At 36.3% G+C, this 20576-nt stretch carries 20 protein-coding genes; 15 read left to right on the forward strand and 5 right to left on the reverse strand.

Features of this window, described 5'->3' with window-relative positions; translation table 11 throughout:
• Positions 1–195 precede the first annotated feature (195 nt).
• From ACB089_RS25370 to ACB089_RS25385, 4 genes are read left to right on the forward strand one after another with little or no spacing between them, the layout of a single operon-like run.
• On the forward strand, positions 196–1110 hold the full coding sequence (locus tag ACB089_RS25370) for an ABC transporter ATP-binding protein (RefSeq protein WP_374964500.1): 915 nt from the start codon (positions 196–198) through the stop codon (positions 1108–1110).
• Positions 1107–1859, forward strand: a complete 753-nt coding sequence (locus tag ACB089_RS25375) for an ABC transporter permease (RefSeq protein WP_374964501.1) — start codon at positions 1107–1109, stop codon at positions 1857–1859. Before ACB089_RS25370 ends, ACB089_RS25375 begins: the two co-directional genes overlap by 4 nt.
• 16 nt (positions 1860–1875) lie before the next feature.
• The gene (locus ACB089_RS25380; protein WP_374964503.1) at positions 1876–2613 is read left to right on the forward strand and encodes an ABC transporter permease; all 738 of its coding nucleotides are present in this window, start codon (positions 1876–1878) and stop codon (positions 2611–2613) included.
• A 35-nt stretch (positions 2614–2648) separates the two neighbouring features.
• The gene (locus tag ACB089_RS25385; protein WP_374964504.1) at positions 2649–2936 is read left to right on the forward strand and encodes a hypothetical protein; all 288 of its coding nucleotides are present in this window, start codon (positions 2649–2651) and stop codon (positions 2934–2936) included.
• Between the two features lie 105 nt (positions 2937–3041).
• Here ACB089_RS25385 and ACB089_RS25390 read toward each other — a convergent pair whose 3' ends face one another.
• The 3 genes from ACB089_RS25390 to ACB089_RS25400 form a co-directional block, all read right to left on the reverse strand.
• The gene (locus tag ACB089_RS25390; RefSeq protein WP_374964505.1) at positions 3042–4148 is read right to left on the reverse strand and encodes a sensor histidine kinase; all 1107 of its coding nucleotides are present in this window, start codon (positions 4146–4148) and stop codon (positions 3042–3044) included.
• Complete coding sequence (locus ACB089_RS25395; protein WP_374964507.1) at positions 4145–4861, reverse strand: response regulator transcription factor; 717 nt, start codon at positions 4859–4861, stop codon at positions 4145–4147. Before ACB089_RS25395 ends, ACB089_RS25390 begins: the two co-directional genes overlap by 4 nt.
• A 386-nt stretch (positions 4862–5247) precedes the next feature.
• Positions 5248–6558, reverse strand: a complete 1311-nt coding sequence (locus tag ACB089_RS25400; protein ID WP_374964509.1) for a protoglobin domain-containing protein — start codon at positions 6556–6558, stop codon at positions 5248–5250.
• A gap of 534 nt (positions 6559–7092) precedes the next feature.
• Here ACB089_RS25400 and ACB089_RS25405 point away from each other — a divergent pair.
• A complete protein-coding gene (locus tag ACB089_RS25405; protein ID WP_368637287.1) occupies positions 7093–7311 on the forward strand; it encodes a hypothetical protein in 219 nt (72 codons plus the stop codon).
• 85 nt (positions 7312–7396) lie between these two features.
• On the opposite strand, the gene corA is transcribed toward ACB089_RS25405, so the two are convergent.
• Positions 7397–8356 carry a magnesium/cobalt transporter CorA gene (gene corA, locus ACB089_RS25410; RefSeq protein ID WP_368637288.1) on the reverse strand — a complete coding sequence of 320 codons (960 nt, stop codon included), beginning with the start codon at positions 8354–8356 and terminating at the stop codon, positions 7397–7399.
• A 51-nt stretch (positions 8357–8407) separates the two neighbouring features.
• Positions 8408–9091, reverse strand: coding sequence for a class I SAM-dependent methyltransferase (locus ACB089_RS25415; RefSeq protein ID WP_368637289.1), 684 nt, complete (start codon positions 9089–9091; stop codon positions 8408–8410).
• A gap of 117 nt (positions 9092–9208) precedes the next feature.
• Here ACB089_RS25415 and ACB089_RS25420 point away from each other — a divergent pair, with 117 nt between their 5' ends.
• The 10 genes from ACB089_RS25420 to gltX all read left to right on the forward strand — a co-directional run bounded on the left by ACB089_RS25420 (position 9209) and on the right by gltX (position 20357).
• On the forward strand, positions 9209–9514 hold the full coding sequence (locus ACB089_RS25420; protein WP_368637290.1) for a DUF4870 domain-containing protein: 306 nt from the start codon (positions 9209–9211) through the stop codon (positions 9512–9514).
• A 203-nt stretch (positions 9515–9717) separates the two neighbouring features.
• Complete coding sequence (locus ACB089_RS25425; RefSeq protein ID WP_374964511.1) at positions 9718–10188, forward strand: CtsR family transcriptional regulator; 471 nt, start codon at positions 9718–9720, stop codon at positions 10186–10188.
• 13 nt (positions 10189–10201) lie between these two features.
• Positions 10202–10750 (forward strand): UvrB/UvrC motif-containing protein, encoded by a 549-nt coding sequence (locus ACB089_RS25430; RefSeq protein WP_374964512.1) that lies wholly within the window; start codon positions 10202–10204, stop codon positions 10748–10750.
• Entirely contained in the window at positions 10747–11856 is a 1110-nt protein-coding gene (locus ACB089_RS25435; RefSeq protein ID WP_374964514.1) for a protein arginine kinase, read from the forward strand. The genes ACB089_RS25430 and ACB089_RS25435 overlap by 4 nt, the downstream gene beginning before the upstream one ends.
• On the forward strand, positions 11846–14290 hold the full coding sequence (locus tag ACB089_RS25440) for an ATP-dependent Clp protease ATP-binding subunit (RefSeq protein ID WP_374964516.1): 2445 nt from the start codon (positions 11846–11848) through the stop codon (positions 14288–14290). The genes ACB089_RS25435 and ACB089_RS25440 overlap by 11 nt, the downstream gene beginning before the upstream one ends.
• Positions 14291–14566: 276 nt before the next feature.
• Positions 14567–15943 (forward strand): DNA repair protein RadA, encoded by a 1377-nt coding sequence (gene radA / locus ACB089_RS25445; protein WP_374964518.1) that lies wholly within the window; start codon positions 14567–14569, stop codon positions 15941–15943.
• A gap of 352 nt (positions 15944–16295) precedes the next feature.
• Positions 16296–17381 (forward strand): PIN/TRAM domain-containing protein, encoded by a 1086-nt coding sequence (locus ACB089_RS25450; protein WP_068985710.1) that lies wholly within the window; start codon positions 16296–16298, stop codon positions 17379–17381.
• Between the two features lie 12 nt (positions 17382–17393).
• Complete coding sequence (ispD, locus tag ACB089_RS25455; protein WP_374967627.1) at positions 17394–18086, forward strand: 2-C-methyl-D-erythritol 4-phosphate cytidylyltransferase; 693 nt, start codon at positions 17394–17396, stop codon at positions 18084–18086.
• A 242-nt stretch (positions 18087–18328) separates the two neighbouring features.
• Positions 18329–18805, forward strand: coding sequence for a 2-C-methyl-D-erythritol 2,4-cyclodiphosphate synthase (ispF, locus tag ACB089_RS25460; protein ID WP_368637296.1), 477 nt, complete (start codon positions 18329–18331; stop codon positions 18803–18805).
• A gap of 91 nt (positions 18806–18896) precedes the next feature.
• Positions 18897–20357, forward strand: coding sequence for a glutamate--tRNA ligase (gene gltX / locus ACB089_RS25465; protein ID WP_374964520.1), 1461 nt, complete (start codon positions 18897–18899; stop codon positions 20355–20357).
• Positions 20358–20576 lie beyond the last annotated feature (219 nt).

Here is a 20576-nt window from a genome sequence, read left to right on the forward strand (position 1 = left end):
AGCTCCTTATTTGCTCATACTTTGCTCCATATGCTTGCATATAAACAATATTTTTTACAAGAACAAATTTTAGAATGGATCCTTTATAAAAACATCAAGATTTTTGCAAACAAATTTTAAAGTTAATATCGAATTAATATAAAGTTAAGATTGTTTTTTATTTCAATTTGTATACTTTCAGTGGAGGTGTTCAAAATGTCCGATTACATAATCGAAACTGTTGATTTATGTAAAAAATATAAAACAACTTATGCAGTAAAAGATTTAAATTTAAAAGTTAAGAAAGGAGAAATTTATGGCTTTTTAGGTCCTAATGGTTCGGGAAAAACCACTTCTATAAAAATGTTATTAGGGCTAATAAAAGCTACATCTGGTTCAGTCACTTTATTTGGGAAAAAACTAGAGAGTGATAGAAACAATATATTAAAAAAAGTTGGTGCATTGGTTGAATCTCCCTCATATTACGGTCATCTAACAGGCTATGAAAATCTTAAAATTATACAACGAATGCTTAATGTGCCAGAAGGGCGAATCGAAGAGGTATTAAATATTGTTCGATTAACAAATGCTAAAAATCAACTTGTAAAACAATATTCTTTAGGTATGAAACAACGACTTGGAATTGCAATAGCGCTCTTAGGAAAGCCCGAGTTGCTTATTCTAGATGAGCCTACAAATGGTTTGGATCCAGCAGGTATTCATGAAATTCGTGATTTAATTAAAAGCCTCCCTGTAATTGAGGGGATAACCATATTAATCTCTAGCCATCTACTTAGTGAAATTGATCAAATGGCAACTCAAGTCGGAATTATTTCTGATGGAAATCTAATCTATCAAGATTCCATTGAAGTATTACGTAATATGGATAATCCTCATATTAAAATACGTGTCAATAATTCTAATAAAGCAAAATCTATTTTGGAGGAAAAAACAAATCATCATATTGAAGTGGACAAAAATGATTTACTTATAAGTAAAACTGATGATGACCATATTTCAGTGGTAAATAGTATTTTGGTCAATTCTAATATTTCGGTTTATCGAATTGAAGAAGTAAGGTCTTCTCTTGAAGAAATCTTCCTTAACATTATTAAGGGGGAAAATACATGAAAGAAATTATTATAGGAGATTGCATAAAGTTTAAACGTTCTAAGTTAATCGTGATTACTATACTGTTTCCTTTATTTGTTTTTATTATGAACTTTACTGATTTTTATTTTAGATTTGATTTTAATAAAGAAATGGCACAAGAATTGCATACTAGTGATTGGGTTTTTCTTATTATTAGTAGCCATTGGGCGATGTTCATAATGGTTCCTTTAAGTATTACAATATTTGCTTCTAAAATAGTCAATATAGAGCATGAAGCGAATGCTTGGAAGATTCTATTTTCCTTACCTATATCTAGATATTCTATATATTTATCTAAATTTATTTATTTACTTGTACTTTGTGCGTTTTCAGCTACTTGTATTGTAGGGTCTATTCTCTTTGTTGGTCTTTTTTTGGACTTTAATGGTCCTATACCATGGGGGTTAATTTTAAAGCAAGCCTTTTACCCCTATATTGTATCTTTTCCATTAATGGCTTTTCAGCTTTGGATATCGATGGTTTGTCAGAATCAAATGATTTCTATTTCGTTAGGGGTAATATTTACGCTTTCTGGATTTTTCCTTCAGAATATAAAATGGTTATTCTGGGTATATCCAATTTGGGGGACTCCTATCTTACCATCAGATGAGTTTAATGAAGTAATTTCTAACAATGATTTATCGTTTTTTTTCATAATGAGTTTTATTGTAGGAACAATCTTCCTAATAAGCGGTATGGTTCATTTTAGTAAGAAGGTTATGAGCTAGGGAGAGGGTGAATGGAATGATAACAACATTGGTTTTAAATGAATATATAAAATTAAGAAGGCAATGGCTTTGGGCAGTATTAATAATAGTCCCACTTGTAAGTTGTTTGTTAGGTTATAATAATTTCTTTACTTATCAGGATATTTTAGTACAAAAGGATGATAACGAATGGACGGAAGCATGGACACAAGCATCGCTTTTTTATGGCATAATCATGTTACCTATTTTATCTGGGTTTTACTGTTCTATAAACTGTAGAAATGAGAATTCGGGGGGCGGATGGAAGCAGATGTTGGCATTACCTCCATCAAGGATAATGATTTATATAGCGAAAATGATTATTATTTTAATTCTTGTGTTTGTAACACAACTAGTATTAGTATCAGAGTTTATTATTACAGGATTAATACTAGGACTACACGATTCCATCCCTTGGTTTTTTTTATTTAAGGTGCTTGTACTTGGATTTTTAGCTGTATGTGCTTTAGTAGCTATACAACTTTGGATGGCATCACAAATTAAGAGCTTTGTAACACCGATTTCTATAAATGTTGCACTTACTTTGCTAGCGTTTGTAGCAGCAGGATCCGAATGGGGCAATTTTTATCCGTGGGCACAACCTACACTTGCTATGTCTTCTCCAGATGAGGTAGGGATTAACTCTTTACTGTTTTTCTTATCAATAAATTTTGTAACATTTAGTGTAGCAACGGTCTTAGGGATAGTTACATTTGAGAAAAAGGATATTTATTAAAAAATTATTTTGTCTGTATTTTGAGGGGGAGAAAGATGACTAAAAAAGTGCTTATAATTAATCTAGTTTTAATGATGATTAATTTATTATTTATGTTTTGGAATTATTTCCAAGCTTCTGCGGTCTATAAAATGTTTACAAATGATGTAGGACTAAAAGAAATTGATTTTAACTTGATAACTATAAAGTTTATAGGGATAAATGATTCTGTACAGAGTATTTATAATTATTCTGTATTTATTTTAGGATTAATAATGATAGTAAATATTTATTTTTTTATTGTAAGCAAGCGCAAAACTTCAGAAAGTCCACTAGAAATTTAATGAAATTGATAATGAAAAAAATTTATGGAAATGCTTTGTCAAAGAGCATTTCCATAAATTTTTTAGATTTGAGTTTAAATGATACCGGAAATACACCAAGAAAACTTAATAAGATTCTAATTTAAAACTAATATAAATAACAGTACCTTCATTCAAGATGCTTTCAACAGTAATGGTACCTTGATGGGCTTCGATTAGTTGCTTAGCAATACTCATACCTAAGCCTGTTCCTTCAGAAGGTATTTTAGTTGATGTCCCTCTATAATATCTATTAAATAAATTTCGTAGAGTTTCGTTATTCATTCCTACACCATTATCTGAAACCTTAATCATTAAATGATCTGTTTTTTCAACCGATAACATAATTTCAGTACCACCAGGATTGTGGATGACAGCGTTCATTATAAGATTATTAATAGCACGCTTTAGAATCTGTTCATCAAAAATAAAGGGGATAGACTGATTTGTATTTATTTTGATTGAGATGTTCTTTTGTTTAACCAGTGGATTATCTGTCATATCCGTGACAATGTCATGAACAAATTGGATAATATCTTTTTTTTGCAGACTTAAAGGGAATTGACCATTATCAAAATGAAAAACTGTGTTTAGATCTTCAATTATATTCTCCATATGAATGGCCTGTTTTCTTATGAGTGATGAGAATTTTTGCTTTTCCTTCTCGCTCCATTCATGTTTATCAGAAGATAACATATACGAGTACCCTTTTATGTAAGTAAGAGGAGTTTTTAAATCATGAGATATACCGGCTGTCCACTCTTTTCTCATTTTTTCTAGTTCTTTTCTTTCTAATTCATTTCTTTGTAATGTTTCAGTTAAGGTCCTAAGTTGAATAAATATATCTTGATAGGCATTAAATCTTGGTTTATTATGATTTTTAGTCTTTTTCCTCGTTCTATTGGGTTCACGATAGACCCCTTTTGATAATAATAAAATCCAGTCTAATACGTAAAAAAAATCTGAACCTATCCACCAGCCATAAAGTAAACAGAATAAAATCACTGCTAAATAAGGTAGTATAGGCAACAATATTTGATTAACAAAGTATGTAGCAATAGATTCATCGGAAGTAAACCAAATAATTAAATGATTAGATAAAGTTGAAAAAAGAACTATCATACTAAAAACAAAAATGAATAGAGTAATCAGGCTTCCGAGAAAATGTAGAGATAATTTAACTTTTACTTTCATAAGTCCCCCATCTTCGGAGGAATAAATTTATAGCCGATACTTCTTATGTTTACAATTATTTTAGGATTTTTAATATCTTCCTCAATTTTTTTTCTAAGACGCAAGATATGAACCATAACTGTATTTCGATCATTTAAGCCTGTTGATTGCTTCCATATTTGTTCATATAGCTGTTCTGCTGAAAAAATTTGATTGGGATTAGCACAAAAAAAGGATAAAAGTTCAAACTCTTTTGCAGGACATATTATTTTTTCATCTTTTATATACAGTTCTCCTGTTTTTTTTGATAGTTTAAGATAGCCATAATCGAATTGATCTAGCATATTATTTTGTGAATGTAGTTGCAGACTTTGCCGACGTAAGTGAATTTTAATACGGGCTACTACTTCCAGTGGATTAAATGGTTTAGTAATATAGTCATCTCCACCTATGTTTAAACCTGTTAATTTATCAATATCAGACGTTCGTGCACTTATAAATAAAATTGGAACATCACTTATTTTTCTAATTTCTTGGCAAATTTGAAAACCATCTATATCTGGAAGCATAATATCTAAGACGATTAAGGAATATCGAAAACTATTTATTTTTTCGAGTGCCTGTTTGCCAGTTGTGGCCAATTCAATTTCCTTAATGCCTTCTTTTTGGAGCATAATAGTTAACATATCTAGTAAGCCATCTTCATCATCAACTAATAATATTGGGTGCATCATTTTTTTATCACCTAAATCTTATTTTTTAATTTATTTTTCTGAGTTCACTTCGATTTGTAAAAAAAATTTTATGCTAAAAGACTTTCAAGTATCTTATTTTACAATTGTTTTCCCCATAACAATCTGCAAAAATTACTTTTGTCATTTACTTTTCGGAAGAAATAAGTAGTGTTAGTTCTCATGCATTAATTCGATAGGTTCAGAAATTCTTTCGATAACCAATAGTATAATCCATATTATTACAAAAATAAAACAATTCCCTAAAAGAAGGGAATTGTTCTATGAGTATATCAATTTAAGGGTTATTGGATTTGAATAAAATGTATAACAATATCTAATCCTATTAAAGTTTTTCCAAAATACGAATGTTCATCTGTTTTCTTTTATTACAAATTTAGCTCATTTACAACATTGATAAGCGAGTCAGAAGAGGAAGAGACAAGCGTAGCCCCTTGTGACAGCTCAGTTATTAAATTGGAGATGGCTGAAATATCTCTGGATGTATTTACATATTGCTGTTGAATTCCAGAAACAGCATCCGCGATATCATTAAATGATTTAGATAAACTGTTTTGTGTATCTACACTATGTTGAATTTTTTGGTCAACGTTAATAACTGAATTCGACATTGTTGTAATATTACTTTCTGTTTCTTTAATGAGATGGGAAACGTTTTGTACGGCATTTTTTGTTTCCTCAGCAAGCTTACGGACTTCTTCAGCAACAACAGCAAAGCCCTTCCCATGCTCACCAGCACGAGCTGCCTCAATAGAAGCATTAAGTGCTAATAAATTTGTTTGATCTGCAATGCCAGTTACAAGTCCAACAATTTCTGAAATCTTCTGAGAGGACGTACGTAGCTGGTTCATTGTTACCTCAAGACCATTCACACTTTGTAAAATGACTTGTATTAAGTCATTCTGCTCTTGCAGCTGTTGTTGTCCCCTTTTAGATTTTTCCTGCGTATCAGCAACGAAGCTTAACCCTTGCTTAGTAGCTACTGCAATGTCATCTGTTTGAGAGGAGATGACTAGTAACGAAGCTGCTGTCTCCTCACTAATTGAGTTTAGCTCCTCAGCAGTTTTTTGAATGGTAGTAACAAGAGAGATCTTTGTTTCAGTGGCTTCGGTACGAATACGGTCTTCTTCTTTTTCATATGCCTCTATAACAAGCTGTTGCTCGAAGTTAATAATTTTGCAGAAGGCATTAATGGCACGAATTACATCATTCTTAGAAATATCTAACTCATTTACAAAGTTTGTAAAAGTTGAAGTTAATGACTGGAATGAAGCGATATACCACTTTGACTGTAGACCAATGCGAACATGGGTCTCGGCAATTGCCTTCCGTTCGTTAATATAAGAGTCATTAATATTGCATTCGAAGATATCACTTAAATGCTTATGTAAAGTAACTTTTAAACGGTCAATATGTGAAGTTCTATTAATAATATTTATTAAATCCGGACTTAAACTAATGGCTGCATAAAATTGATCTACCATTTTAGGGATTAGATCTTTAGCTAAAGGTTGTAGTTGTTTAATAATGGCTAAATCCTCAGTCGTTAAATCTAATAATTGCAATTGTTTTTGTAATCTAGGGTGATTAGAAACATCTAAATGCACATTGTTCTGAAATGCCTCAGGTGTTAACGTTATTGAGTAGCTAGAAATGCTGTTTTTTGTAAACCAACTCATTGTTGTTTGCTCCATTCTTTAATAAATGCAAAATAAATAGATCAAATAAAGACTCTTTGTAAATTGTAAAGTTTGTAATGTACCAAAGATAATGTATTTAATCATTCTACTATTTTTTGTTGGTTTTTTGGTTAAAATTTTCGTTTATTTCTAAATTTTTTTTATAATAATGACAGACGATTGTCGATTAAACGTCATGAAATGGACTTTATTATCTTCATTCAGCGAAGAACCCCACGTCCGGTGGCAATAACTGAGGGGGCCAACATCATGTTGCTGTCGCTACGTTAGCACTACGCTTTCGCACAAAAAACATCTGTTGGTCCAAAGCCTTCGGAAGCATTGTTTATCTATGTGAAAGCGAAGCGACAGCGGCAAATGTTTTCTGCGCGAAAGCGAAGCGACAGCGGCAATTACGCCAAGGCGAAATTGATCAAGAAGCAAATTGAATTCTAAATAGGAAACCTGTAAAATACGAACTGTTTAGCTTTATAAAAATAGTGCATGAAAAAAAGACTTAAGGAGGGGGATTATATGGAGAAAAAACGTTTTAAATTTGTTATTCCAGTCATGGTAATTGTGGCAATTGGCTCAGTTTATATGTTAAGAAAATACTATGCTGAAGTACCAAATTTAGATCAATTACTAATTACAATTTGTGCAACATTATTTTCAGGGGTACTCGCATACTTTTTATTTCCACAGCAGGGTGAAGATAAAATTGATGATCGTAGGCCGTCCAAGCAAAAATAAGGTTATTAGCAAGAATCTGCTCCTTTTTCAGTGTGAAAACTGAAAAAGGAGCAGATTCTTTGCGTTTACGTAGCCTGTGAAAAGCCTAAGGTTTAAATAAGTTGAACCAGCCCTTAATTTTAAAAACGACGAGCATAGATATTGCAACTAAAATCATCAAAGCAAGCACAATGAAGTAGCTATATTTACCATGAAGTTCAGGCATATTATCAAAGTTCATCCCGTAAACACCAGCAATAAATGTTAACGGAATAAAAATTGTCGATACAATAGTTAATGTCATCATAATGCCATTCATACGGCTAGAGCTCATCGCCATATAGCTATCACGCATATCAGCTGTAAGTTCTCGATTGGATTCTACCATTTCTGTAAGCTTTAGCAGATGATCGTAAATATCGCCAAAGTAAGCTCGCTCAGACTTCTTTAGTGAAAAGCGATAAGAATTAAGTATCCGATATAATAAATCACGCATCGGTAAAATCGTGCGACGCAAATGAAGCAAATCACTGCGGAATTCGAACACAATTTGCATGGCATTGGGGTTACTTTGATAGGTAAGCTCGTCTTCAAGTACATTTAAATGATCCTCGATTTTATAGACAAGTGGAAAATAGCTATCAACGATTTTATCGATTACCTGATACGTTAAATATACTGTGCCTCGTTCCCAATACTTTGGCTGTTTTTCTAGCATCTTTTGTACTCGATCTATTTCAGGTGCTTCGTTTTTATGGAATGTAACAATAAATTTATTAGAAACAAAAATATTTACTTCCTCAGCTATTAATTCTTCGTTAACCCTTTGAATAACAAAGAAATGGAAATCATCATAAAAATCGAGCTTTGGCCGCTGTAAACGCATTAAGCAATCTTCTATAGCAAGTGGATGGAAATGGAAGAATGTATCTAACAGTAGTTCTTCCTCATCAGTCGGACAATTAAAATCCACCCAGTACCATTCGAATTCGTTGTTGTGTATATCCTCAAGTGGAAAGTCCTTTATAAGCTGTTGGTTTTTTGTAATTCCAATTGTACGTATCACAGCATTCACCTCACTTCTGTTGACTCTATCCTAACAGGCGCGCCCTAAATTTTATTCGCCCTCTTTATAGCATATCCAACCGCCAAATAAAGTAGTGGCAAAGAATCTAGATGGTTTTGTAAAGCCTGCCTGCTGTAATAGTGATAAAATGTCCTCTTCACGCATAAATGAAAGAGAACGTATGGATTTCTCCATTTCTGCTACCTCTGATGGTGATAGCTTTGTATGCTGTAGCCAATAAGCACGCCACAAATCAAATTGTAACTCCGTTTCTAAAGAACCTAGTTGCCCGTATTTTGAGACGAGCACAAAAGGTGCACCAGGCTTTAAATTATTTGCTATCTCCTTCAATGTTGCAAGTTTTTCTTGATAATCATCGATAAAATGAAGCACTAAAATACAGCTAGCTGCATCAAATTTTACTGAAGGCAGTAAAGAATCAAGTATCGTGCCTTGATGTAAAGACATATTATTAGGTAGAGGCTTTAAACGTTCTTCAGCAATTTGTAGCATTGCTTCAGAAGGATCTATGCCAACAAATGACCAATGAGGTCTTTTCTCAGCGAACTGTAAAATTTCATTGCCGCTTCCTGAGCCAACTATTAAAAAATCAGCTTGCTCGGGTAATGTGGAGTGATAAAAAGTATGTGTTAAACGTAGCATCGCATCATAGCTAGGTAGCGTACGACGAATGCCTTTTTCATATTCGTTTGCAAGTGTATTATTAAATTCCATCGTGTATCACATTCCTTTCAAAAATTTTTATATATTCAATTTAAATTGAAACTATCTAGGGTATAAATCCGTAAGTATAGTACATAAAAATAAAATAATAAGGAAGGGTTGTTATAAATGGAAACAAAATGGTCTAAGGTAATCATACACGCAAGTTCGTTTTTCGCGCCATGGGTAGTACCCATAATATTTTTCTTAATTAGTTCTGATGAAGAAATAAAAACAATTTCCATTCAGGCATTGCTGTTCCAAATTATTATGTGGGCTTTAATTGCAATTTCAGGTATTCTAAGTTTTTTATTAATTGGTATACCGTTCTTAATTATTTTCGGTATTATGTTATTCGTCGTCCCAATTATCGGTATTGTGAAGGCTTTATCTGATGAGCCTTGGCGTTATCCAATTGTCGGTCGCTGGGTATAATTTTTATAGACGCAAGTATATGCTAGTGGCATATGCTTGCGTTTTTTTCATCGATGATAAGGGTAGAGTATAGGTATGAGCAGGCGCTTTCAACATTTCAGTGTGCGAAATAATTGCAATTATTTTTAAGCGTTTTGTATAATATACTCAAAGAAAGTCAAAGATAGTCAAAGTCAGTGAAGTAAGCGAGGTGTATTCCTAAAATGCGTAATATATCAGACATCATAGAAGGCTACTTAAAGCAAGTACTTGAATTAGGTGGAGAAGGGCATATTGAAATAAAACGTAGTGAAATCGCAGATAAATTTCAGTGCGTACCCTCACAAATAAATTATGTAATTAATACAAGATTTACAGCCGAACGAGGTTACCTTGTTGAAAGCAAACGTGGTGGTGGTGGATACATTCGAATTTTACGTGTCCGCGCGAATTCACAAATTGATCTAATCGATGATGTCCTCAGGCAAATAGAATGTGGGGCATCGCAAACAATGGCAGAAGATTTAGTTTTTCGACTAATTGATGAGCAGGTAATTTCAAAGCGAGAAGCGAAATTAATGTTAGCGGCGATTGATCGCTCAACCATAGATTTACAGCTTCCTTTACGAGATCATATTCGAGCAAAAATATTAAGGGCGATGCTAACGACGATTAAATATGAACAGCAAAAATAGAGAGGTGATGGAAATGATTTGCGAACATTGTAAACAACGTAATGCAACAGTTACCGTAACACAAGTTCAAAGTGGTCAAAAGGTGGAGCATCATTATTGTGACGTCTGCGCCTCTCAGTTCCATCCATTTCATGCTGAATTTAAACAAGAGCCAGTATCTATTCAACAGCTATTATCCAATTGGTTTGGCTCTCCTTCATGGCAGCAACAAAAAGCAGGTGAAAAACAGCAGGCGCAGCCACAACCTCAAACCTGTCCACAATGTGGATTTACGTATAAACAGTTTTTAAAAGAAGGTAAATTTGGATGCCCTAGTTGCTATGACACCTTTAGCGAACACTTACCGAAGCTCTTTAACCGTATACAGGCAGGTCCTCAACATATAGGGAAAATGCCTGGTGCCAGAAGCAATGTTTATGTTATCAAAAAGCAAATTGAAGATATTCGTAAACGTATGAAAGTTGCTGTAGATGAAGAACAATTTGAAGAGGCAGCCAAGCTTCGTGATGAAGCCAAGGAACTTGAGAAGCAGCTACAATTTGAAGGTGGTGATGTGTCGTGATGATTGAATCGTTTTTAGAACGTGCAACACCAACATGGATGGGTGTTGAAGACGATTATTCAGATATTGTTATTAGTACACGCATCCGCCTTGCGCGAAATTTAGATGGTTATCGCTTTCCATTAGCCTTTACAGAGAATGAGGCATTACAGGTGGAGCAGGCAGTTACACATGCAATAAAGGATAGTACGAAACTTCAAGAAAATTACTCTTATTTTGCGATTAAGGATTTAACACCTTTACAACGTCAAATACTTGTAGAAAAACATTTAATTAGTCCTCAGCTTGCAAAAAAAGAGCTAGTGGGCTCCATACTTTTATCTGATGATGAATCAACTAGCATTATGGTGAACGAAGAAGATCATTTACGCATTCAATGTATGACGGCCAGTTTTCAACTTCAAAAAGCATATGAACAGGCCAATAAAATTGATCGTATCTTAGAGAAAGCTTTACCTTTTGCATTTCGAGATACATTTGGTTATTTAACAAGTTGTCCCACAAATATTGGTACTGGTTTGCGAGCATCTGTCATGATGCATCTGCCAGCACTTACGCTGACAGGTCAGATGAATCAAATCATTAATGCGATGACGCGTTTAGGCATGACAGTGAGGGGAATATATGGAGAAGGTAGTGAAAATTTAGGTAATGTTTACCAAGTATCAAATCAGATTACACTAGGAAAAACAGAGGATGATATTTTAGCGGACATTCAGAGTGTCGCTGAAAAAATAATTCAAAAAGAACGACATGCAAGAGGTAAGTTAATGGAAAAAGCAGAGCTTGCTTTGGAAGACCGTGTATATCGTGCTTTAGGTACCTTAACACACGCTCGAATTTTAACGAGTGAGGAAGCAGCTACCTGCCTATCAAATGTTCGTTTAGGGGTTGATTTACAGCTAATTGAAGGTATTAAAGCGATGACTTTAAACGAATGTGTTGTCAGTATGCAACCTGGGTTTTTACAGAATTATGCAGGGGATGTTTTGCCACCTGCTGAGCGAGATCGCGTACGAGCCGAAATGCTTCGTGAGGCATTATTTCGAGAAAATGTGAGTAAGCCTATTATTGGGGGAAAAGGAGAGGATTCATTTGATGTTTAATCGTTTTACACAACGCGCACAAAAAGTATTACAGCTTGCACAAGAAGAGGCTATTCGTTGGAAACACGAATCAATTGGAACAGAGCATATTCTATTAGGGCTTATCCGTGAAGGCGGTGGTATTGCTGCAAAAGCATTAGAAGCCATTGATATTAGTCCTCAAATGATTGAAGCAGGTATTGAAGAGCTTGTAGGGAAAGGTAAGGAAGATGTTGGTCCAATTGTCCACTACACACCTCGAGCTAAAAAAGTAATAGAACTATCAGTCGATGAATCACGTAAATTAGGTCATTCCTATATCGGAACAGAGCATTTACTATTAGCGCTTATTCGTGAAGGTGAAGGGATAGCGGCCCGTGTATTAAACAATGCCGGTGTCGGATTAAATAAAGCTCGTCAACAAGTGCTATTGTTATTAGGTAATAACGATAATGCTCAATCTGGTCAACAAGCTGCACAGGCTGCCAATACACCAACATTAGATAGCCTTGCGCGTGATTTAACACAAATTGCTCGCGAAGGCACTTTAGATCCAGTCATTGGTCGAAGCAAGGAAATTACTCGTGTTATCGAGGTATTGTCTCGCCGTACAAAAAATAACCCTGTATTAATCGGTGAGCCTGGTGTCGGTAAAACGGCTATTGCTGAAGGTTTAGCACAGCAAATTATTAATAATGAAGTACCAGAAATTCTCCGTGATAAACGTGTTATGACACTTGATATGGGGACAGTTGTTGCTGGAACAAAATATCGTGGTGAATTTGAAGATCGCTTGAAAAAAGTAATGGATGAAATTCGCCAAGCAGGCAATGTGATTTTATTTATCGATGAATTGCATACGTTAATCGGTGCAGGTGGTGCAGAAGGTGCCATTGATGCCTCAAATATTTTAAAACCATCTTTAGCTCGTGGTGAGCTCCAATGTATCGGTGCGACAACACTAGATGAGTATCGTAAGTATATTGAAAAGGATGCGGCATTAGAGCGTCGTTTCCAACCGATTCAAGTTGATGAGCCAACTGTAGATGAAGCCATTCTAATTATTCAAGGCTTACGTGATCGTTATGAAGCACATCACCGTGTGAAAATTACAGATGAAGCAATTGAAGCGGCAGCAAAAATGAGTGACCGATATATTTCTGATCGTTTCTTACCAGATAAGGCCATTGACTTAATCGATGAAGCGGGCTCTAAAGTACGTTTACGTTCGTTCGCAGTGCCACCAAACTTAAAGGCACTTGAAGATAAACTTGAAAATGTACGCTCTGAAAAGAATGCAGCTGTCTCAGGTCAAGAATTTGAAAAGGCAGCGTCATTAAGAGATACAGAGCAAAAGCTAAAAGATGAAATCGAAACTACGAGAAAAAATTGGAAAGAAGAACAGGGGAAAGCCGAATCCAAAGTTACAGTGGATGATGTAGCAGAGGTTGTGTCTATGTGGACTGGAATTCCAGTATCTAAAATTGCTTCTGAAGAATCTTCTAAGTTATTAAAGCTTGAAGAAGAGTTACACAAACGCGTTGTAGGTCAAGGAGAAGCGGTAGAAGCAATCTCTCGTGCTATTCGCCGTGCAAGAGCTGGCTTAAAAGATCCGAAACGACCAATTGGTTCATTCATTTTCTTAGGTCCTACTGGGGTTGGTAAAACAGAGCTTGCAAGAGCATTAGCTGAAGTGATGTTTGGCGATGAGGACGCAATGATTCGTGTTGACATGTCTGAGTACATGGAGAAACATTCGACTTCGCGTTTAGTTGGTTCACCTCCGGGTTATGTAGGCTTTGATGATGGTGGTCAGCTAACAGAAAAGGTCCGTCGTAAACCATATTCTGTAGTATTACTAGATGAAATTGAGAAAGCTCATCCAGATGTTTTCAATATCTTACTTCAAGTACTTGAAGATGGCCGTTTAACAGATTCTAAAGGCCGTGTGGTAGATTTCCGCAACACAGTTGTTATTATGACATCAAACGTTGGTGCGGATGCTTTAAAATATCAGAAAAACCTTGGCTTCAATGTAGGTGGTACTGACACGAAGTATAAAGATATGAAGGGTACAATGTTGGAGGAATTGAAAAAAGCATTCCGCCCAGAATTCTTAAACCGTATCGATGAAATGATCGTCTTCCACTCACTAGAAAAAGTACACTTAAAAGAAATCGTATCAATGATGGCGAATGCTTTAACAAAACGTCTGAAAGAACAAGATATTTCGTTAGAGTTAACGGATGCAGCATTAGAGAAAATTGCTGAGGAAGGCTATGATCCTCAATATGGTGCCCGTCCACTACGCCGAGCATTACAAAAACAAGTAGAAGACCGTCTATCGGAAGAGCTACTAAAAGGCAATGTAGAGAAGGGTAATCAAGTGGTCATTGATTATGTGAATGATGAGTTTGTTGTAAAGAAAAAAGAAGAAGTTTCTACTTCTAAATAATCTCCATCAGTGGAGGCTTCTTCATCCCATCCGCTGAGTATTAGTCTTCACCAAAAGGGCTTTTACAGGTAGTTAATTTCCCGCCTAACTTCTTTGCTTTTGCTGAATTTTGAGGTGAGGATCTTGTACCTGTCACTTGCTGGTGGTACAGATAAATTTCTGCCCGTTAATGCGGATAAATGTTTCATTTGAAAAGGACAGCAAGGCTATAGTGCCAAGCTGTCCTTTTTTATGTACAATAAATACATAAGAACAAATATTCGAGGTGAATGTAATTTGGCAAAGAAAAAAACGAAATTTGTATGCTCAGGCTGTGGTTATGAATCGGCAAAGTGGATGGGAAGATGTCCAGGGTGTGGAGAATGGAATAAGATGGTTGAAGAGATAGAGGTTGTAGCTAAAGGGCCTAGAGGGGCTTTTCAACACTCCGCTACAGTTACCCAAAAGGCTCTCCCTATTATGCAGATTGAAGCAGCTGAGGAATCACGAGTTGCAACAGAAATGAGTGAGCTCAACCGAGTGCTAGGTGGAGGCATCGTACCTGGTTCGCTTGTGTTAATCGGGGGAGACCCTGGGATTGGGAAGTCGACGTTATTATTACAAGTATCGGCTTTACTTTCTAATAAAGGACATCGTGTGCTCTATATTTCCGGTGAAGAATCAATTCGTCAAACAAAGCTACGGGCAGAGCGTTTAGGAGTGATATCACAGGAGCTCTATATATATTCAGAAACAAATTTAGAGTTTTTAAATCAGACCATCGATGATGTGCAGCCTAAGTTTGTCATTGTCGATTCCATTCAAACAGTTTTTCATCCTGAGGTAACGAGTGCACCTGGTAGTGTATCACAGGTGCGTGAATGTACAGCGGAGCTAATGCGAATTGCAAAAACAAAGGGAATCGCTATTTTTTTAGTTGGGCATGTTACGAAAGAGGGACAAATTGCAGGGCCACGTATTTTGGAGCATATGGTTGATACGGTATTGTATTTTGAAGGAGAACGACATCATAACCACCGTATTTTACGTAGCCAAAAAAACCGCTTTGGCTCTACTAATGAAATTGCTATTTTTGAAATGCTTCAAGGGGGCTTAAAGGAAGTTTTAAATCCGTCTGAGTTGTTCTTGCAGGAGCGTTCACAAGGGGCGGCAGGTTCAACAATTGTTGCCTCTATGGAAGGTACACGACCAATTCTAGTTGAAATTCAGTCGCTTGTAACACCAACAAGTTTTAATTATCCGAAACGAATGGCAACGGGTGTAGATCAAAACCGTGTGCAACTGCTTATGGCAGTCCTTGAAAAGAGAATGGGTCTCATGCTACAGGCGCAGGATGCATATATTAAAGTTGCTGGCGGTGTAAAGCTTGATGAGCCTGCAATTGATTTGGCGGTGTTGACAAGCATTGTTTCAAGCTTTAAGGATCAAGCTGTCGGAGCAACCGATTGCTTTATTGGGGAAGTAGGATTGACGGGAGAAGTGCGTCGAGTATCTCGTATTGAACAGCGTGTCATTGAGGCAGCGAAGCTCGGATTTAAACGAGCCTTCATCCCGGCCTCAAATATCGGCGGCTGGGATTTTCCGCAAGGTATTGAGATAGTTGGTGTAGAAACGATAAAAGATGCATTGAATACTTGCTTTAGAGAGCTATAAAAAAGTTTGTGCATGTTGGACAATGTTCTGACATGCACTTTTCCTTACAAAGGAAGATATTTACTTAAAGAAAGCTTTGAATTCATAGATTGAAGGTAGGAAACTCGAAGGGGGGAATTGGCGTCCTAGATAACATCCGAGAATAAGGCTTTTATAATGACTCTTCGGACGTCAAAAGAGCATGTCTTATTATGGGTGAAGGACCAATTGAATGCTTGATTTTTTCCTTTTGCGGTAGACCTGAAATGTTCGTTCTAAAGAAGATGAAATAATGATAATTTGATGGGTTCATAAAGGATTTTCTACAGTAAACTATGTATAATTATATATTAAGAATTGGAGGTGACAGGTTATGAAAAAATTTGTTCAAATTGCTTTTTTACTGATTGGAGGAGCATTAGGCCTTGTTTTCTTACCGCCATTATACGAATTGCTTCATTTATCATCTAATCCTTGGCTAGATAATCCCTATGTATCAGTAGCTTTAGGAGCACTTTTACTGTTTACATTATCGTTTGCCTTTTCCGATTATTTTGTAAGGCTCATTAGCTGGATGGAAGAGGTGCTATTTAAAGTACCTGTTGGGGATTTATTATTTGGTACGCTTGGACTTATTATCGGGCTAATCGTTGCGTATTTCTTAGGCTTTGCAATTGATAGTATTGATTTACCTAATTTTACGAAGGTTTTACCAATAATACTGTCATTTGTACTTGGATATTTAGGGTTCCGTGTAGGCTTTAAAAAGCGAGATGAATTAATCCAGCTATTTACATTACGCGGTAACAATGCGAAGAAAAAATCACCTGAAGGTGTAGAACCTCAAGAAGTACGAGGAAGCTATAAACTGTTAGATACAAGTGTTATTATCGATGGTCGTATTGCAGATATTTCTGAAACAGGCTTTATAGAAGGTATCCTAGTTGTACCTCAATTTGTCCTTACTGAGCTTCAGCATATTGCGGATTCTTCGGATACGTTAAAGCGTACAAGAGGTCGTCGTGGTTTAGATATTTTAAAGAAATTACAGGATGAGCGTATGACGAAGGTTGAGATTACTGAAGAGGATTTTGAGGATGTACAAGAAGTAGACTTAAAGTTAGTACGTCTTGCTAAGAAAATGGGCAACGATACACAGATTGTAACGAACGACTTTAACCTGAACAAAGTTTGTGAGCTACATCACGTGAAGGTGCTAAACATCAATGATTTAGCAAATGCAGTGAAGCCTGTTGTTATTCCAGGTGAGAATATGCAAGTGATGGTCATTAAAGATGGGAAAGAGCATAATCAAGGGGTTGCTTATTTAGATGATGGCACAATGATCGTTGTTGAAGGTGGACGTAGCTATATAGGACAGGCGATTACGGTAACTGTAACAAGTGTTCTACAAACATCGGCAGGTCGTATGATTTTTGCTAAACCAAAGGATGACTAGGAAGTGGGAAATGTGCAATATGAAGTAGTGTTGCCTGCAGCAGGAAGCGGAAAGCGAATGGGAGCGGGACACAATAAGTTATTTTTAAAGCTTTTAGAGAAACCGATTCTCATACACACGTTGGAAGTATTTGAACAGGACAGCCAGTGTACAGGCATTTGGCTAGCGGTGAAGCCAGAAGAACGTGCATTTATCCGAGAAATGCTCGAGAGGTATGGAATTTCTAAAGTTAAAGGCTTGCCTGATGGTGGTGCTGAGCGACAGCATTCCGTTCATTCGTGTATGAAAGAAATGAAGCAGGTCGATATTGTACTTGTGCACGATGCGGCACGTCCATTTATTACGCATGACATTATTGCGGATCTTGTGCAAAGTGCGTATAACTTTGGCGCTGCGATTGCAGGTGTTCGTGCGAAGGATACGATGAAAAAAGTACGTAATGGTGTGATTGAAGAGACAATTGATCGTGAAAGCTTATGGATGATTCAAACCCCGCAGGCATTTCAATTTGATTTGATTGTGGAGGCGGAGGATGTCGCTGAGAAAGTGGGCTTTCTGGGTACCGATGAGGCGATGCTAGTTGAACGTCTTGGCCATAAGGTGCATATTGTCGAAAGTAGCTACGAAAATGTAAAGATGACGACGCAAGAAGATTTAGTTTTCGGAGAGGCGATATTGCGTAAACGCGCTTTGGAAACGTTATAATAGCCAACTAAAAATCTCATCAGCCTGATAAATAGCTGATGAGATTTTACATTTTTAGATTTGTAACCATAATTGAATATTCATTGAGCGAACGGTTCACTACTAACTCAATTTCCTAGGAAATATGTATAATGTGAGGGTATAATATAGAGTAAATATTAAAGTAAAGGAAGGTGAATGAGGCTACCTTATAAGCTGAATGGGTCTATTTTATTTAACTTATTAGACAGTCTCAATATCATATGTTTCGAGTAGGACAAGGATTTGACGTACATGCATTTGAAGAAGGACGCCCATTAATTATTGGGGGTATAACAATTCCTCATGAAAAAGGGCTAGTAGGGCATTCTGATGCAGATGTTTTATTACATACTGTCACAGATGCAGCATTAGGGGCTATTGGCGAAGGAGATATCGGTCGTCATTTCCCAGACACAGATCCTGCGTTTAAGGATGCAGATTCAGCGAAATTATTAGAGCATATTTGGAAGATTGTTGAGGACAAGGGTTATGTTCTAGGCAATGTGGATTGTACAATTATGGCACAACGTCCGAAAATGGCACCGTATATTGAACAAATGCAAAATCGTATTGCTGAGTTACTTCATGCAGAGCCTTCTCAAGTGAATGTCAAGGCAACAACAACTGAACGTTTAGGTTTTACAGGTCGCGAGGAAGGGATTGCATCTATGGCGACAATCCTATTGATGAAGAAGTAAAAGCAGGCTCTCCACGCTTTTATTTCCTGTAACAGAGTGGTAAAATGAACAAAGTCAATTTTTTGAACGAAAATTTAGGAGGCTTTTAATAATGGCGAAAGAAGTTCGTGTTCGTTACGCGCCATCCCCTACTGGTTTCTTACATATCGGTGGAGCGCGTACAGCGTTATTCAATTATTTATATGCAAAACATCATAACGGTAAATTCATCGTACGTATTGAAGATACGGATATTGAACGTAATGTAGAGGGCGGGGAAGCATCTCAGCTGGATAACTTAAAATGGTTAGGTATCGAATATGATGAGTCAATCGATATTGGTGGACCATATGCACCTTATCGTCAAATGGAGCGTCTTGATATTTATAAAGAGCACGCTGAAAAGCTATTAGAGCAAGGTTTAGCTTATAAATGCTTCTGTTCTTCTGAGAAATTAGAAGCGTCTCGTGAAGAGCAAAAAGCACGAGGTGTTGCAGCTCCAACTTATGATGGTACTTGTCGTCATTTATCAGCGGAGGAAGTTGCGGCTAAAGAAGCTGCTGGTGAACAATACACAATTCGTATGCGTGTACCTGAAAATGTAACATATGAATTTGAGGATTTAGTACGTGGACAAGTAACATTTGAGTCAAAAGATATTGGTGACTGGGTACTTGTTAAAGCAAATGGTATTCCAACGTATAACTATGCGGTAGTGTTAGATGATCACTTTATGGAAATTTCCCATGTATTCCGCGGTGAAGAGCATTTATCGAATACACCAAAACAAATGATGATTTTTGACGCATTTGGCTGGGAATATCCATGCTTTGGTCACATGACATTAATCATTAATGAAAACCGTAAGAAATTATCAAAACGTGATGAATCAATTATTCAATTCGTAACACAATATAAAGATTTAGGATACCTACCTGAAGCGATGTTCAACTTCTTCGCATTACTTGGCTGGTCTCCTGAAGGGGAAGAAGAGATTTTCTCAAAAGAAGAATTTATTAAAATGTTTGATGAAAAACGTCTTTCAAAATCACCATCTATGTTCGATAAACAAAAGCTTACGTGGATGAATAATCAATACATTAAAAAGCTATCATTAGAAGAAGTGGTGACATTATCTTTACCACATTTACAAAAAGCAGGTTTATTACCAGAAGAGCTAACAGCGGAAGAACGCGCATGGGCAACAGATTTAATCGCACTTTATCATGAGCAAATGAGCTTTGGATCTGAAATTGTAGAACTATCTCGCCTATTCTTTAACGATCACATTGAATATGATGAAGAAGCAAAGGCAGTTTTAGCGGGAGAGCAAGTTCCTGAGGTAATGGCTGCATTTAAAGCTCAGCTAGAAGGTTTAGCGGAATTTACACCTGATGCTGTCAAAGCCGCTATTAAAGCTGTGCAAAAAGAAACAGGTCACAAAGGTAAAAATCTATTTATGCCAATCCGCGTTGTAACAACGGGTGAAACGCATGGTCCGGAGCTTCCTAACGCAATTTGCTTAATCGGTAAAGAGAAATCAATTGACCGTGTAGAAAAATTTGCACAATAAATAGAATTTTATCTTCATTCAGCAAATGTTTTTTAAGCAAAAGCAAAGCTCTAGCTCAGAAGACTCCCACCTCTGAAGGTGGTGAGATGAATGAGGATGTAGTTCTTTTTCAGTGGGTGTCCAACCGCCTACTAAATGAAGATAAAGCCTCCAGACGCAATTACGCCAAGGTGAAATTGTTTGACAATTTGTCAGTTCGTTGTAAAATGTACTTACATT

Origin of the sequence: Lysinibacillus sp. RS10 (genome assembly GCF_041956855.1) — a bacterium.
Classification (GTDB): domain Bacteria; phylum Bacillota; class Bacilli; order Bacillales_A; family Planococcaceae; genus Lysinibacillus; species Lysinibacillus xylanilyticus_A.